This is a genomic window from Haloferax sp. AS1 (genome assembly GCF_014530665.1).
Classification (GTDB): domain Archaea; phylum Halobacteriota; class Halobacteria; order Halobacteriales; family Haloferacaceae; genus Haloferax; species Haloferax volcanii.
Genome location: NZ_SPSA01000001.1, coordinates 1,900,560 through 1,913,510, shown reverse-complemented (window position 1 = coordinate 1,913,510; position 12,951 = coordinate 1,900,560). Strand labels below are relative to the sequence as shown.

Genomic DNA, 12,951 nt, shown 5'->3' with positions numbered 1-12,951 from the left:
CCCGAACTGACCGACGACCGGCGCACGGGCGAGCGCCCCCGACGAACGTTTTTCTGCCGACTCGCGCGCCGGGGAGGCGCGCCTACGCGCCGACGCCCCAGAAGAAGGCGATGCCGGCCACGGTGACGACCGACAGGAGCAATTGCAAGGGCGCGCCGACCCGGAGGAAGTCCGAGAACGTGTAGCCGCCGGGGCCGTAGACGAACAGGTTCGTCTGGTAGCCGACGGGGGTCATGAACGCCGTCGACGCCGCAAAGGTCACGGCGAGGACGAACGCGAACGCGTTGGCCCCGATTGATTGGGCGGCGCTGGCTGCGACCGGAATCATGAGCACGACGCTCGCGTTGTTCGAGATGACGCTCGTGAGCAGTCCGGTAGCGAGATAGAACACCCACAGCACGCCGATTGCGGGGAGGAACGTCGCGGTCGAGGCGACGGCGTCACCGAGAAGCGCCGCCGCGCCCGTCTGTTGGAGCGCGACGCCGAGCGGGATGACGCCCGCCAGCAGGAAGATGACGTTCCACTCGACCGATTTGTACAGTTCGTTCGGCTTGAGGACGCCGGTGAGAATCATCGCGACCACGCCCCCGAGCGCAGAGACGACGATGGGAAGGACGTTGAACGCCGGGAGCGCGACGACGCCGGCGATGATGGCGACCGCGAACGGCGTCTTCTCGGTTCGGTAGTCGACGTCGTCGAACTCGTGGGCGACGATGAAGTCCTCGTTTTGGACGAGGCGGGTGAGGCTGTCGGGCGGGGCCTGCACGAGTAACGTGTCACCGACGCGGATGTCGATGTCCTCGAAGCGGTCGCGGACGACCTTCCCGCGGGTCCGAAAGGCGAGCACGTTCGCGTCGTAGCGCTGGCGGAACGTCGAACTGGCGAGGCTCTCGCCGACGAGAAACGAGCCCGAGGGGATGACGACTTCGACCATGACAGGCTCTTCTTCGCCCGGGTGGAGTTCGCTCTCGGAGCGGGGGCCGCCGACGAACGTGAGCCCCTCCGAGCGCATGATTCGTTCGAGCGTCTCGCGGTTCGTGCGGAGCCGGAGCGTGTCGTTTTCGTGAATCTCCTTGCGAGCCAGCGGTTCGGGGAACTGCTCGCCGTAGCGGATGAGCTGTAACACGTCGATGTCGAGGTCGTCGTTCCCGAGGGCCTCTTGGACGGTCTGGCCGATGAGCGACGAGTCCGCGGGGACGACCACGTCGGCGAGGTACTCATGGAGCGCGTACTCCTCGACGAGGTCGTCCTCGGCGGGCACCCGCGTGGGGAGCAGGCGGACGCCGACCGTCATGAGGTAGACCGCGCCGACCACGAAGACGATGACGCCGAGTTTGGTGAACTCGAACATCCCGAAGGCGTGGAGGCCGAGGCCGGGCGACTCCCGTCCGAGCTGGGCCGCGATGTCGCTGGCGAGGATGTTCGTCGACGTGCCGATGACCGTCAGGGTGCCGCCGAGCATCGACGCGAACGAAAGCGGCATGAGGAGCTTCGACGGGGAGGTCTTGCCCTTGTGCGCGAGGTCCGCGACGACCGGGACGAGGATGGCGACGACCGGCGTGTTGTTGATGAACCCCGACACCGGCCCGGTGACGGTGATGGTCGCTGCGAGCTGTTTCGAGCGGCTGTTGCCGGCGAACTCGGCCATCTTCCGCCCGATGAGTTGGACGATACCGGTTCGGTTGACCCCCGTGCTCAGGATGAGCATCGCCAGCACGGTGATGGTCGCGGGGCTGGCGAACCCCGACAGTCCCTCTTGCGGGGTGATTTGCGTCCACGGCTCCAACACCATCAGAAGGACCATCACGACGATGGCGGTCACGTCGATGGGGAGCCACTCGGTGGCGAACAAGACGAGAGAAAGCAGGATGAGCGCGAAGACGACGAGCATATCGCCCGTGACGGCCGCCGGGACGAGTCCTTCGACTACCGACACGAGTGTGGAAAAGAACACATCTGTTCGAGGGGACAGCGAGCGAAAAAGGCTGGTATCGACGACTGCTCAGAACAGCAGTTCGGTCGGGACCCCGCCGGGGCTCATCTCGGTGAGCTTGAACACGAGGTACGCGAGCGAGAACAGCGTCGCGTTGTACGCGCCGTGGATGAGCGCCGGGACGGTGATGTTGTCGGTCAGTTCGTACGCCGTGCCGAAGACGACGCTCGGGAGGAACAGGATGCCGATGGTGACGAGGCGGCCGCCCGCGCCGCCGGTGAGCGCGACGTAGTGAATCGCGGCGAAGATGGCGCTGGCGAGGGCGATGCCCGGGACCGGGCCGAACGACTCGCGGATGCGGTTCTGGACGACCCCGCGGAACAGCAGTTCCTCGCCGGGGCCGATGAGGAGGAACGACGCCGGGACGAGGAGCAACAGCACTTCGGGGTCCTGTGCGGCGATTTCGGTCACTTGGTTCGACCCCGCTTGGACGCCGAACGTCGAGACGAGGAACGCGCCGACGAACGCCGCGACGAGCGCGGTCACGTAGCCGAGGACGACCGCGACGAGGTCGCGGAGCGACGGCATCGAGACGCCGAAGTACGAGCGGTCGAGGCCGCGGTATCTGGTGTAGACGAGGGCGACGCCGCCGAAGGCGATGCCCTGCAAGAGGATGAGCGACGTGACGACGAGCGCGAGGGGCGTCAGTTCGACGCCCGCGCTCGCCGCCGCGAACTGCGTGATAAAGACGAGTATCGTGCCGACGACGAGACCGCCGCCGCCGAGGGCGATAGCTGCGAGGAAGGACCGAGCGAGGTCGGGGAAACGCGTCGTAGTAGACACAGGCGACCAGTTGGAGCGCCGGCGTCAAAATCCTTCTCGCCTCGGAACGGGGTTCGAGGGGCGAACGCGGGCGCGCGAGTGACCGGGTGCGCTACTCGCCGGCGAGTTCGTAGTAGAGCACGCCGAGGACCGTCCGGGCGTCGCGCACCTCGCCCGCGAGGACGGCCCCCTTGAGGTCGTCGTAGTCGACCGTCGTCGGGCGGATGCTCTCGTTGAAGTCGAGGTTCTGGTCGGCGCTCGGCTCGCATCCGCGCGCGACGAAGTAGTGGTGGACGGAGTTGGCGATGCCGTTGGCCGGCTCGACGGTCACGAGCGGTTCGACCGTCTCGGCCTCGTGGCCGGTCTCTTCCGCGAGTTCGCGCCGGGCGGCCGCGGCGTAGTCGTCGTCGTCCGGTTCGGTGCCGCCGGCGGGGAGGCCGCGGTTCGTCCGGCCGACGGCCTGTCGCCACTCGTCGATGACGACCACGTCGCCGTCGGGTGTGAAGGGGAGGACGACGACCGCCGCCGGCTCGTCGACGTAGTGGAAGTCCGTCTCGGTCCCGTCGGGGAGCCGAACGTCGTCCATGCGGATGTCGAAGCCGGGACACGAGTAGTCGATGCGCGTGTCGGTGGTCTCCCACGCGAGGTCGTCGTCGCTCATGACAGCACGTGACGGCGGTATTTCCAAAAGCGTCGCGATACCCCGCTACCCCGCGTCGTCGAACGAGACGGTCGCGAGGTCGGCTTCGAGGTCGTCGACGTAGTCGTTGTACGCCTCCACGAACGCGGCGAAGTCGCCGGCGAGTTCGCGCACGTCGGGCGCGGCGGGCGGTTCGTACTGCGACAGCAGGTAGATGCCGCCCTCGCCGCCGACGCGGAGGTACGACGCCCGCGGGCCGTCCCACTTCAGCTCCCAGCGCGTGCCGCCGACCCGCTGGGTGAAGGTGCCGTACTCGCCGTCGAAGCGGTTGAGTTCGCCCGCCATGGTGTCGGCCACCTCGCGGATGGTCGAGACGAGGTGGTCCCGCTGGGCGACGATTTCCTCGGTCGTCGTCACCGCGGGGAACGCCGTCGGCACGTCGTCGAGGACGCCGTCGAGCGACTCGACGTGGTCGTTGTACGCCTCCACGAACGCCGGGTAGTCCTGCATCGCCGTCGCCAGCGCCTTCGGCTCCGGCGGCTGTTTGGTCGAGACGACGTACGTCTCGCCGCCCGACTTCCCCTTGAACCGGAGATACTGGAGCGCGCCCGCCTCGTACTTGAGCGTCCACGTCCCGCGGCGCGTCTTGAACGTCTCCTGGCCGTAGTCGCCGCCCTGGAGGATGGCGAGTTCGCGCGCGATGGTGCCCGCGTGGGCCTCGACCGCGGCGACGACCTCGTCTCGGTTGGCCGCGACGTCGTCGACGCTCGCGATATCGAACGAGAGGGCGTCAGTCATGGTCGGAAGGTGGCGATTGGAGGGGATAAGTGCGTCCGTCGCCGGATTTATCATCGGTGATACGCGTCTCGGATGTGATGAGCCAACACAGGGCATCGATTGGTGGGACAATCGGTGGGATGGCACGACGGGCGAACCCGGCCTTTGCGGGCGGCATCGTCGCCGTCTCGGTGGTCGCGCTCGCCTACGCGGTGACGGTCGGGTCGCTCCAGCAACACACGTTCGTCCACGTCATGGCGGGCCTGCTCTGGACGGGGACCGACCTGTTCATGGGGGCGATTCTCGGGCCGGTCATCGGCGGGCTGACCGACGAACAGAGCGCCGCGGTGTTCGAGCGCCTCACGCCGAAGACCTCGTTTTTCCTCCCGTCGATGGCGCTCGTCACCATCGCGGGCGGCATCACGCTCGCCCAGCGACTCGGCGTGTTTCCCCACGCCGAACCGTGGCTCGCGCTGTTCACCGCCGCGAACCTGATTCCGATTTGCCTCCTGCTCGGTCGCCGGCTGAACGCGTGGCGCGACCGGCGCTGGCAGGTCGTCTTCGCCGTCGCCACCGTCGGGTCGCTCGCGTGGGTCGCGACCACCATCGGTGACTTCCGGATGACGACCCCGGCCATCGTCGTCGCGCTCGTCGTCGTCACCATCCTCTCGGTGCAGGGCTTCGGCTTCCTGATGCCCGGCGAGATACGGATGTACTTCGAGATGACCTCCGAGGACCCGGACCCCGGCGTCATCTCGGCCATCGGAAAACAGAACGCCATGCTCGGCGGCGTGCAGGGAGTGTTCCAACTCGTCCTCATCGCCGACATGGTGTACCTCCGCTACGGCGGCTTCTGAGGTGAACGCGGGGCGGCCGCGCTCGCGGGGTCAGTCGACCCGGCGGAACACGCGGCGGGTGTCGCGGTCGCCGTGTTCGCAGGCGACCTGTTCGAAGCCGAACGGCTCGAACACGGCCGCCCAATCGCGGTAGTACAGCGGGAAGTCGTACTCCTCGTCGTTGACGCCGCGGTCCTCGGGCGGCACCGACCGGTCGCCCTCGTTTTCGACGGTGACGACGTAGTCGCTCGCGCTCCGAGCGACCGCCTCGAACACCCACGCGTCGTCGGGGTGGACGTGCTGGAGCGTCTCGACGGAGTAGACGGCGTCGAACTGCCCCGGAGAGAACTCCTCGACGGTCTCCTCGATGGCGGCGGCGTGGAACGTCCCGCAGCGGGCGAGGTCGGGGTAGGCGTCGGCCATCACCTCGAAGCAGTCGGGGTTGATGTCGACGCCGTGGAGGTTCTCGAAGCCGTGTTCGCGGAGGTGCGAGAGGTGTCGGCCGGGTCCGCAACCGAGTTCGAGAATCGACGCCGAGGCGTCGAGTCGCTCGTCGAACACCCGCCGAATCGCCTCGCTCGTCTCGTTCGGCCCGTAGTACGCGTAGTACTCCGGCGAGAACTCTCCCGACCGGTCTGCCCACTTCCGACGAACGTCGTTAGCATCCACGGTGTCGGAGACCGTCCGGCCACGCGTAAAGCCTCGTCGGCCGCGACCCGCCGGATTCGACGATCGGAACTGCCGATACCACAGCTTACCGCGGAATCGCCGTCGAACCACTAGGCGAGCGCGTCCAGAACCGACGTATCAGAACATTCGTCTACAAACGTCGATGATTCAGAAAAGTATTCAATAAAATAACCCCGTGACAACACGACCCTCACAAGTCTTATCCGTAAAGGGCGTGTGTGTTCAAAAGCAATGGCGAAAGGAAACGTTGATTTCTTCAACGACACTGGCGGCTACGGTTTCATTTCGACGGACGATGCTGACGACGACGTGTTCTTCCACATGGAAGACATCGGCGGCCCGGACCTCGAAGAAGGCACGGATGTGGAGTTCGACATCGAGCAGGCCCCCAAGGGCCCCCGCGCGACGAACCTCACGCGCCTTTAAACTAATTTAGTACGCCGCGTTTCGCGGCAGAACGATAACTTACATTTTGCGTATATTCGACCGGCGAGCGACGCGTTCGCGGCCGGTCGCTGGCCGAAAAAGCGGCGGCGAGACCGCTCAGAACTCGCCGTTGATGATGTCGGCGACGTGCTGGCGGTCGAACAGCTGTTCGTCTTCCGGGATTTCGGGGTACGGGCCGCCGTCCGAGGTCGGCCACTCCCCGAACGCCTCGGGATAGAACTGCTTGGCGCTCATCTCAAGCTGGAAGAGGTTGAGAATCGGCCCCTGATAGCGCGCGCCCTGCGGGTAGACCCGACCGTTCTGGACCGCCGAAATCTCCGCGGCGACGGGGTCAGATTCGAGCGTCGCCCGGAGGTCGTTCATGCTGACGCTCGGCTGCATCCCGCTCAGGAAGAGCAGAACGTCGGGGTCGGCCTCCAACAGCGCCTCGAAGTCGACGGTCGACCCCGACTCGATAGAGCCCTCGAACGCGTCGTGCGGTGCGAGCGGCCGGATGTGCGAGGTCATAAAGCCGGGGTTGCCGACCGTGTACGCCCAGACCTGGTTCTCGATGTCGGACGCGGTGAGCAACACGACGCTCGGGCGCTCGTCTTCCGGCGGCAGCCCCGCCTCGATGGTGGCGAGCACGTCGTCGTGGACGGCCGCAAGCGCCTCGTAGCGCTCCTCCTCTCTGAGCATCTGCGCGACCTTCTCGAACTGCTCCCACAGCGTGTAGTACTCGTAGTCGCCGGTCCACTCGTCCGTCGGCGACGCGTGACGGGCGCTCAACGAGTTCCCGAACCACGGCGAGATGTTCTCGGCGACCTCCTCGATGTCGGCCATGTCCCACTGTTCGAGTTGGACGACCCACGCGGGGTCGGCCAGATGCACGTCGCTGTCGAGTTCGTAGAGCTTCTCCTTGCTCGTCTCCCACGAGGGGTACAGGTCCGCCCAGTCCACCTCGACGCCGGGGAGCCGCGCCGTGAACTGCTTCCACGTCGCGTCGTAGTACGCCGGCCCGTTGACCGCGTTGACGTCGTCGCCGCGGCCGAGCGCGAACGCCATCCCCGCGTGGTGGGTCAGCCGCGTGAAGATGCTCTGCGGCGGTTCGTCGAACTCCACGGTGCCGACCGGCGACATCGTCACCGAGTACGACCCGTCCGCGGGCGATTCAGTCCCCGTTTCGGTGGCCGCTTCGGTCGCGGTCTGGGTCGGGGCGTCGGTCTCGCCGTCCGCCGTCGATTCCGAATCATTTCCCCCGGTACAGCCGGCGAGCAGGCCGCCGCCGACCGCCGCGCCGCCGTACTTCACGTAGTCGCGCCGCGTCAGTCCCGTCCGTGGCGTCTCGTCGTGCTCCATAGTTTTTTAGGCCTGCCTAAAATAGATAATTGCTTCGGTTCTCGGGCGACAGCGGGGTCACGACTGCCAGTGGTCGTTTAGTCGTCGGAGACACCGTGGATTCGTCGGTGTCGAAACGGCGGCCGTGTCGGTGGATCCGCCCGTTTGCAACTACTGTCCAAAACTCAGGTAGGTTGTCCGTGAAGATGCCGTCTCAGATTCGAACTTCCCTCGCTGTCGCTCGGACGTTCGAATCTTCAGTCACCCAGACAACCGTTTCGGGGGGACTCGCACACGCTACGCGGTGCTCGTTGGCGTTGAAAGGGGTAGAAATGGGACACTGTGACTCGCTTCGCTCGTCACAGGCACCCGCTCACTTCGTTCGCGAGTACGGCTCAGATTCGAATCCAGCGAGACGTCGTCTCGCCTCTTCACGCTCGCTGTGCTCGCGTGAACCACGGTCACTCACTTCGTTCGTTCCCTGATTCGAATCTTCACCGGGTGAAATCACCCCACACCTTTCAGACCACTCGCTGTCGCTCGCGGGTCGTGAAAGGTGGGGAGAATATGGGCCGGCTCAGATTCGAACTGAGGTTACGGCCACCCGAAGGCCGAAGGATACCAAGCTACCCCACCGGCCCGCATTTTGAGGCAAGCCACCGTCGCGTTTAACAGTTGTGATTGCGGGCCACCGTCAGACGCCGTGGCACACCGCCGACCCCGACTCAGTACCGCGAATAGCCCGCCGTGTCGAGGTAGTTGTGCGCGACCGTAATCGAGTGGTCGGCGTGGAGGATTTCGGGGCCGAGGCGGACCCGCTCGTCGGCGGCGGCCGCCAGCAACTCGGCTTCCTCGTCGGTGAAGTCGTGGTGGTCCGAGAGGACGAAAAGCGGGTTTTCGGGCGGTTCGACCTGAACAACGGGGTCACCGTCCTCGTGGAGTTCGACGACGGTCGCGTCGCGGGCGGCCTTTTCCAGCGTCGTCTCGAAGTCCATCCGGCGGATGGAGACCCCCGGCGACGACTCGGCGGGCATGTGGCCGATGGCCTCCTCGCGCTTTTCGAGCGCCTTGCGAATCAGGGCGGCGGTGGAGCGCTCGTCGGGGTTGAGTCGGCGGAGTTCCGACCCCTCGAAGCGGACGGTGTACTCGTTTCCGAGGACGAGGTGGACCCGAACGTCCTCGCGGATGTCGTGCGAGAGGAAGAACGCGGAGTTGACACAGCGGCAGAGCACGTCGAGTCGGCCGGCCCCGCCCGCGATGTCGTCGAGCGAGAAGTCGGGCGTCGTCGGCGCGTCGTGGCCGGTGACGATGAATTGGCGCATGCGTCCGACTCGGCGCGTGGGGACCTTATCGGTGTCCACTCGCGGGCGAGCGACAAGGGGCGACGGCGGCGAAGACGCCCGGCGAGGCCGGGAGCCGTCGCTCGGAGGCGCGGGGACTGAGCCTCGAAAGAAACGAACGGGACGCGTCGAAACCGGGGGTCCGGCTTCGGTCGCGTCGTCGATGGGTGGTGTCAGTCGCGTCGGTGCGACTCGGTTACGCCGAGGTCGGCGTGGTTCCCTGGGTGGGTGCTGAACCCGGTGCCGGGCCGGACGCTGAACCGCCCGGACCCGGGGCGCCGGATTCGGGCGTGGCCGGAGCGGGCGCACCGGACTCCTTGTCGCCGGAGACGAGGAAGTCCGCGAGGTTGCCGACGAGCACCTCGTTGTCGGCCTCGTAGGCCGACTCGGGCGTGAGGAAGTCGGCGTCGCCGATGGCGACGACCGTCTCGCTCTGGGCGGCGACCGTGTACGGACCGGACTTACGAATCGACTCGACGCGGGTCTCGCCGCCGGAGACGAGCGCCGGCGAGACGCTGTCGGCCGAAATCGAAAGCGGCGCGGCGTCGCGGAACACGACCTCGTCGACGCCCTCGGTCAGGGCGGTGTCGCCCTCCGGCGTGGCGTAGACGTTCTCGTAGTTGAGGTAGTAGTCGTGCATGTTGTACAGCGACGTGGAGCCGAACGAGACCCCGTAGTCGGAGGTCAGTCCGGCGTCGCCGCCGGTGGGGCCGGACGACACCGAGACGCTGACGAGGCCGAGGATGCTCGTCGTGCCCGCGGACTGCGGGTCCCCGACGAGAGCGACGCGGCCGCCGGCGTCTTCGAACGACCGGAGGCCGTCGAGTTGGCCGCCGGTGTACGGCTGCTCGGGGTTGACGACGACGAAGGCGTCGGCCCGGCGGAGCGAAGCGTTGAAGTTCCGCTGGGCGTCCTCGCGGGTGAGGTACTCAACCTCGTGGCCGTTGGCGACGAGGGCGTCGACGAGCGGTTGCATGTCGGACTCGCTCACGTCGTTGCCGTGGCCGACGTCGATGAGGACGGTCTTCGACGCGGCGTTGGAGTCCATCGTCACCTCGCCCGATTCGGGGCCGGGCGTGGCGACGAGTTCGTCCGCGTCGAACGCCTGTTTCGCGGCGTTCTGGGTGTCTGCCGAGTCGCTGCCGCCGAGTTGGACGGCGTAGGGTGCCACCGCGGCCCCGACCAGAATGAGGCCGAGTACGACCGCGAAGACGACCGTCCCGCCGAGTAAGTTACGCTGAGACATTGCCGATCACCTCGTCTTCGTACTGCACCTGTCCGTACACCATCAGGAACTGCGGCGCGCGAACGCCGTCGTAGCCCATGGGACTCTCTTCGACGACGACCGTCGAGTTGCCGTCCTGCGAGCTGAGAAGGATGATGCCGGACTGGGTCGGCGGCTCCTTCTCGACGACCTCGTAGTTTTCGAGGCCGGCCTCGGAGGCGGCGCGGTCGATGGCCGTCTGGAGCGTGCCGATGTCGTCGGCGTAGCCGTTCTGCGTGGCGCGAGCGCCGGTGTAGACCTTCGCGTAGGCGACCTCTTCGCGCGACAGCGAGAGCTCGTCGCCGCGGTGCTCCATGACGCTACCGACGAAGGCGTGTTTCAGCGTCTCAATCTGGGCTTCGCGCTGGTCGACGGTCATCGACGCCTTGTCCGGTCCGGTGCGAATCTCGTTGGACGTGCCGCCGATAGGGGCCGACCCGCGGACGCCGACGCTCCCGATGACCGAGGAGGGCGTCACGTAGATACTCTCGGAGGGAAGCATCGTGTAGTACGCGCCCGACGCGCCCGTTCCTTCGACGCTCGAAACGACGGGCATCTCTTGGGCGGTCCGGTTGACCGCCAGATACATCTGCTCGGACGCGGCCGCGGAGCCGCCGGGGCTGTCGACCTGCAGGACGACCGCTTTTATCGATTCGTTCTCTCGCGCTTCTTGTAGGTCCTCTTCCAGCTGGTCAGCTGTGTGGGAGGTGATGGTCCCGTCGACCGAGATGACCGCGACCCTGTCGGGGGTGGGCGCGGCCGCGTCGTAGACGACGGGGGCGAGGAATGCTCCAACCAGGACGGCCGCGACGATGGCGAGGACCGAGACGGTCCGCGTCGACGCCGCGGAGGAGGGTTTTGATACCATACGTCGACCGTGAGTTTTCGAGCCGGTTTCAAAATACTTGTCATTAGAAAATACAGTCCGCCAGACAATAACGGCGGCGGGGAACTGCATCGCCCGAGGGTTCGCCGTCGCCCGAGCGTCGGCCGGTTAGTCTCAGTCGGTCAGCCCGTAGCCGCGCCGGAACAGCACGACGTTGAGGCCGACGACGGCGAGCGTGAGCGCCGTCAGCACGCCGAGAGAGAGGTTCGGGTCCACCTCGGTGACGCCGAGGAAGCCGTAGCGGACGCCGTTGACCATGTATATCATCGGATTGAGCAGCGACGCCTGCTGGAAGGTCGCCGGAATCTCGTTGAGCGAGTAGAAGACGCCGCCGAAGAACACCAGCGGGCGCAGGATGAACTGGTTCATCATCGTCAGGTCGTCGAAGTCGTCGGCCCAGAGGCCGCCGACCACGCCGAGGCCCGCGAACAGCAGAGTGATGATGAGCATGAACGCGACGAGGTAGAACGGTTGGGCGACGCCGACGGTGGTAAAGACCATCCCGATGAGGGCGACGAGCGCGCCGACGAGCACCCCGCGGGTCGCACTGGAGAGGACGTACGCGCCGACCATCGAGGTGTACGACAGCGGCGAGGTGAGCGCCTCCTCGATGTAGCGGTTCCAGCGGCCGTGGAAGATAGAGAAAGAGGCGTTCTCGAAGGCGTTGGAGACGGCCCCGAGGACGATGAGCCCGGGGAGGATAAACAGGATGTACGGGACGCCCGCGATTTCGTTGATGCGCTCGCCGAGGATGACGCCGAACACGGAGAAGTACAGCACGTTCGTGATAAACGGCGGGACGAACGTGTTGCGCGGGCGGCGGACGAACCGGAGAACCTCGCGGCGAAGCAGGGCGTAAAAGCCGGTCACGTCGAGGCTCGTGAGGCTCATTGCTCGACCTCCGCGGTGGCGCGGCCCTCGCCCTGTCTCGTCATCTCGACGAACACCTCTTCGAGCGACGTGCGCGAGATTTCGAGGTCGACGATTTCGTGGCCCTGCCGGTCGAGCGCCTGCACCACGTCGGGGGCGACGAGACCGCCCTGCTGGGCCGTCACGACGAGGCGGGTGCCGTCGAGTTCGACGGCCTCGACGCGGTCGTCGTCGGCCGCGAAGTCGGGGACTGCGGTCGGCGGGTCGCGGAGTTGGACGACGATGTCGTCGGTCCCGCGGTCCATCAGTTCCTCGGGACTGGCGACCTCGATGACGGACCCGGAGTCGAGGATGGCGACCTCGTCGCAGAGGCGTTCGGCCTCCTCGATGTAGTGGGTCGTAAGGAGGATGGTCGTCCCGCTGTCGTTGAGGTCGACGATGGTCTCCCAGAGTTCGTGGCGCAGTTGCACGTCGACCCCGGCGGTCGGCTCGTCGAGGATGAGCAGGTCGGGGTCGGTGATGAGCGCCCGCGCGAGCATGAACCGGCGTTTCATCCCGCCGGAGAGCCAGTCGAAGCGGGTGTCGCGCTTGTCGTAGATGCCGACGCGCTTGAGCACCTCGTCGGCGCGCTCTGCGGCCTCGTCGTGCGGAATTCCGTGGTAGCCCGCCTTGTGTTCGAGCACTTCGCGGATGGGGAAAAAGCGGTCCACGTTGAACTCCTGGGGCGCGAGGCCGATGCGGTCGCGTGCCTCGCGGTAGTCGTCTTCCACGTCGTAGCCGAAGACGCTCGCCTCGCCGCCGGTCTTGCGGACGAGGCCGACGAGGATGTTGATGAACGTCGTCTTCCCCGCCCCGTTCGGCCCCAACAGCCCGAAGAACGACCCCTCCGGAACGTCGAGGTCGACGCCGTCGAGGGCGCGGACGTCGCCGTAGGACTTCGTCAAGTCGCGTATCTCAATCGCAGATGCCATTCGCTGGTGCGTCGTCGGGCGTGGACGCGATTAAGCGTAGTGTCCGCGGAACGCCCCGTCACGGCGTGGCACGCCCGGTCGCCGGGTGGAGCCGACGACGCTCGAATCCTCTGCGAGGGGACGATGTGTTACCATGTATCAAATTAGGGCCTAATATC

General features: G+C 66.4%; 13 protein-coding genes and 1 tRNA gene. 2 read left to right on the top strand and 12 right to left on the bottom strand.

Features of this window, described 5'->3' with window-relative positions:
- Positions 1 to 82 precede the first annotated feature (82 nt).
- The 4 genes from E4P24_RS10185 to E4P24_RS10170 form a co-directional block, all read right to left on the bottom strand.
- Positions 83 to 1,954: an SLC13 family permease gene (locus E4P24_RS10185; RefSeq protein WP_188148442.1), complete on the bottom strand. Its 1,872-nt coding sequence runs from the start codon at positions 1,952 to 1,954 to the stop codon at positions 83 to 85.
- 48 nt (positions 1,955 to 2,002) lie between these two features.
- On the bottom strand, positions 2,003 to 2,776 hold the full coding sequence (locus tag E4P24_RS10180) for a CPBP family intramembrane glutamic endopeptidase (RefSeq protein WP_004062905.1): 774 nt from the start codon (positions 2,774 to 2,776) through the stop codon (positions 2,003 to 2,005).
- Between the two features lie 91 nt (positions 2,777 to 2,867).
- Complete coding sequence (locus E4P24_RS10175; protein ID WP_004062906.1) at positions 2,868 to 3,416, bottom strand: NUDIX hydrolase; 549 nt, start codon at positions 3,414 to 3,416, stop codon at positions 2,868 to 2,870.
- Between the two features lie 45 nt (positions 3,417 to 3,461).
- The gene (locus tag E4P24_RS10170; protein WP_006601161.1) at positions 3,462 to 4,193 is read right to left on the bottom strand and encodes a hypothetical protein; all 732 of its coding nucleotides are present in this window, start codon (positions 4,191 to 4,193) and stop codon (positions 3,462 to 3,464) included.
- 119 nt (positions 4,194 to 4,312) lie between these two features.
- On the opposite strand from E4P24_RS10170, the gene E4P24_RS10165 reads away from it, so the two are divergent.
- On the top strand, positions 4,313 to 5,029 hold the full coding sequence (locus E4P24_RS10165) for a hypothetical protein (RefSeq protein WP_115861143.1): 717 nt from the start codon (positions 4,313 to 4,315) through the stop codon (positions 5,027 to 5,029).
- Between the two features lie 30 nt (positions 5,030 to 5,059).
- Here the strand turns inward: E4P24_RS10165 and E4P24_RS10160 are convergent, their stop codons facing one another.
- Complete coding sequence (locus E4P24_RS10160) at positions 5,060 to 5,677, bottom strand: bifunctional 2-polyprenyl-6-hydroxyphenol methylase/3-demethylubiquinol 3-O-methyltransferase UbiG (RefSeq protein ID WP_008608314.1); 618 nt, start codon at positions 5,675 to 5,677, stop codon at positions 5,060 to 5,062.
- Positions 5,678 to 5,929: 252 nt separating this feature from the next.
- Between E4P24_RS10160 and E4P24_RS10155 the strand changes: the two genes are divergently transcribed.
- Positions 5,930 to 6,124 (top strand): cold-shock protein, encoded by a 195-nt coding sequence (locus E4P24_RS10155; protein ID WP_004041873.1) that lies wholly within the window; start codon positions 5,930 to 5,932, stop codon positions 6,122 to 6,124.
- 117 nt (positions 6,125 to 6,241) lie between these two features.
- Here E4P24_RS10155 and E4P24_RS10150 read toward each other — a convergent pair whose 3' ends face one another.
- From E4P24_RS10150 to E4P24_RS10120, 7 genes are all read right to left on the bottom strand, one after another.
- Positions 6,242 to 7,483 carry an ABC transporter substrate-binding protein gene (locus E4P24_RS10150; protein WP_115861145.1) on the bottom strand — a complete coding sequence of 414 codons (1,242 nt, stop codon included), beginning with the start codon at positions 7,481 to 7,483 and terminating at the stop codon, positions 6,242 to 6,244.
- Positions 7,484 to 8,030: 547 nt separating this feature from the next.
- A tRNA-Pro gene (locus E4P24_RS10145) sits at positions 8,031 to 8,103 on the bottom strand.
- A gap of 84 nt (positions 8,104 to 8,187) precedes the next feature.
- Positions 8,188 to 8,784: a tRNA (pseudouridine(54)-N(1))-methyltransferase TrmY gene (gene trmY / locus E4P24_RS10140; RefSeq protein ID WP_115861147.1), complete on the bottom strand. Its 597-nt coding sequence runs from the start codon at positions 8,782 to 8,784 to the stop codon at positions 8,188 to 8,190.
- Positions 8,785 to 8,998: 214 nt separating this feature from the next.
- On the bottom strand, positions 8,999 to 10,048 hold the full coding sequence (locus E4P24_RS10135; RefSeq protein WP_188148441.1) for a DUF4350 domain-containing protein: 1,050 nt from the start codon (positions 10,046 to 10,048) through the stop codon (positions 8,999 to 9,001).
- A complete protein-coding gene (locus E4P24_RS10130; RefSeq protein ID WP_004062915.1) occupies positions 10,035 to 10,934 on the bottom strand; it encodes a S49 family peptidase in 900 nt (299 codons plus the stop codon). The genes E4P24_RS10135 and E4P24_RS10130 overlap by 14 nt, the downstream gene beginning before the upstream one ends.
- Positions 10,935 to 11,066: 132 nt before the next feature.
- Positions 11,067 to 11,843: an ABC transporter permease gene (locus E4P24_RS10125; protein WP_004062916.1), complete on the bottom strand. Its 777-nt coding sequence runs from the start codon at positions 11,841 to 11,843 to the stop codon at positions 11,067 to 11,069.
- Positions 11,840 to 12,793, bottom strand: coding sequence for an ABC transporter ATP-binding protein (locus E4P24_RS10120; RefSeq protein WP_115861151.1), 954 nt, complete (start codon positions 12,791 to 12,793; stop codon positions 11,840 to 11,842). The genes E4P24_RS10125 and E4P24_RS10120 overlap by 4 nt, the downstream gene beginning before the upstream one ends.
- Positions 12,794 to 12,951: the final 158 nt, after the last annotated feature.

Coding starts and splice junctions, on each gene's coding strand:
- trmY (WP_115861147.1), bottom strand. CDS start 8,784: ATGCGCCAATTCATCGTCACCGGCCACGACGCGCCGACGACGCCCGAC.
- E4P24_RS10155 (WP_004041873.1), top strand. CDS start 5,930: ATGGCGAAAGGAAACGTTGATTTCTTCAACGACACTGGCGGCTACGGT.
- E4P24_RS10175 (WP_004062906.1), bottom strand. CDS start 3,416: ATGAGCGACGACGACCTCGCGTGGGAGACCACCGACACGCGCATCGAC.
- E4P24_RS10120 (WP_115861151.1), bottom strand. CDS start 12,793: ATGGCATCTGCGATTGAGATACGCGACTTGACGAAGTCCTACGGCGAC.
- E4P24_RS10170 (WP_006601161.1), bottom strand. CDS start 4,193: ATGACTGACGCCCTCTCGTTCGATATCGCGAGCGTCGACGACGTCGCG.
- E4P24_RS10125 (WP_004062916.1), bottom strand. CDS start 11,843: ATGAGCCTCACGAGCCTCGACGTGACCGGCTTTTACGCCCTGCTTCGC.
- E4P24_RS10150 (WP_115861145.1), bottom strand. CDS start 7,483: ATGGAGCACGACGAGACGCCACGGACGGGACTGACGCGGCGCGACTAC.
- E4P24_RS10135 (WP_188148441.1), bottom strand. CDS start 10,048: ATGTCTCAGCGTAACTTACTCGGCGGGACGGTCGTCTTCGCGGTCGTA.
- E4P24_RS10130 (WP_004062915.1), bottom strand. CDS start 10,934: ATGGTATCAAAACCCTCCTCCGCGGCGTCGACGCGGACCGTCTCGGTC.
- E4P24_RS10165 (WP_115861143.1), top strand. CDS start 4,313: ATGGCACGACGGGCGAACCCGGCCTTTGCGGGCGGCATCGTCGCCGTC.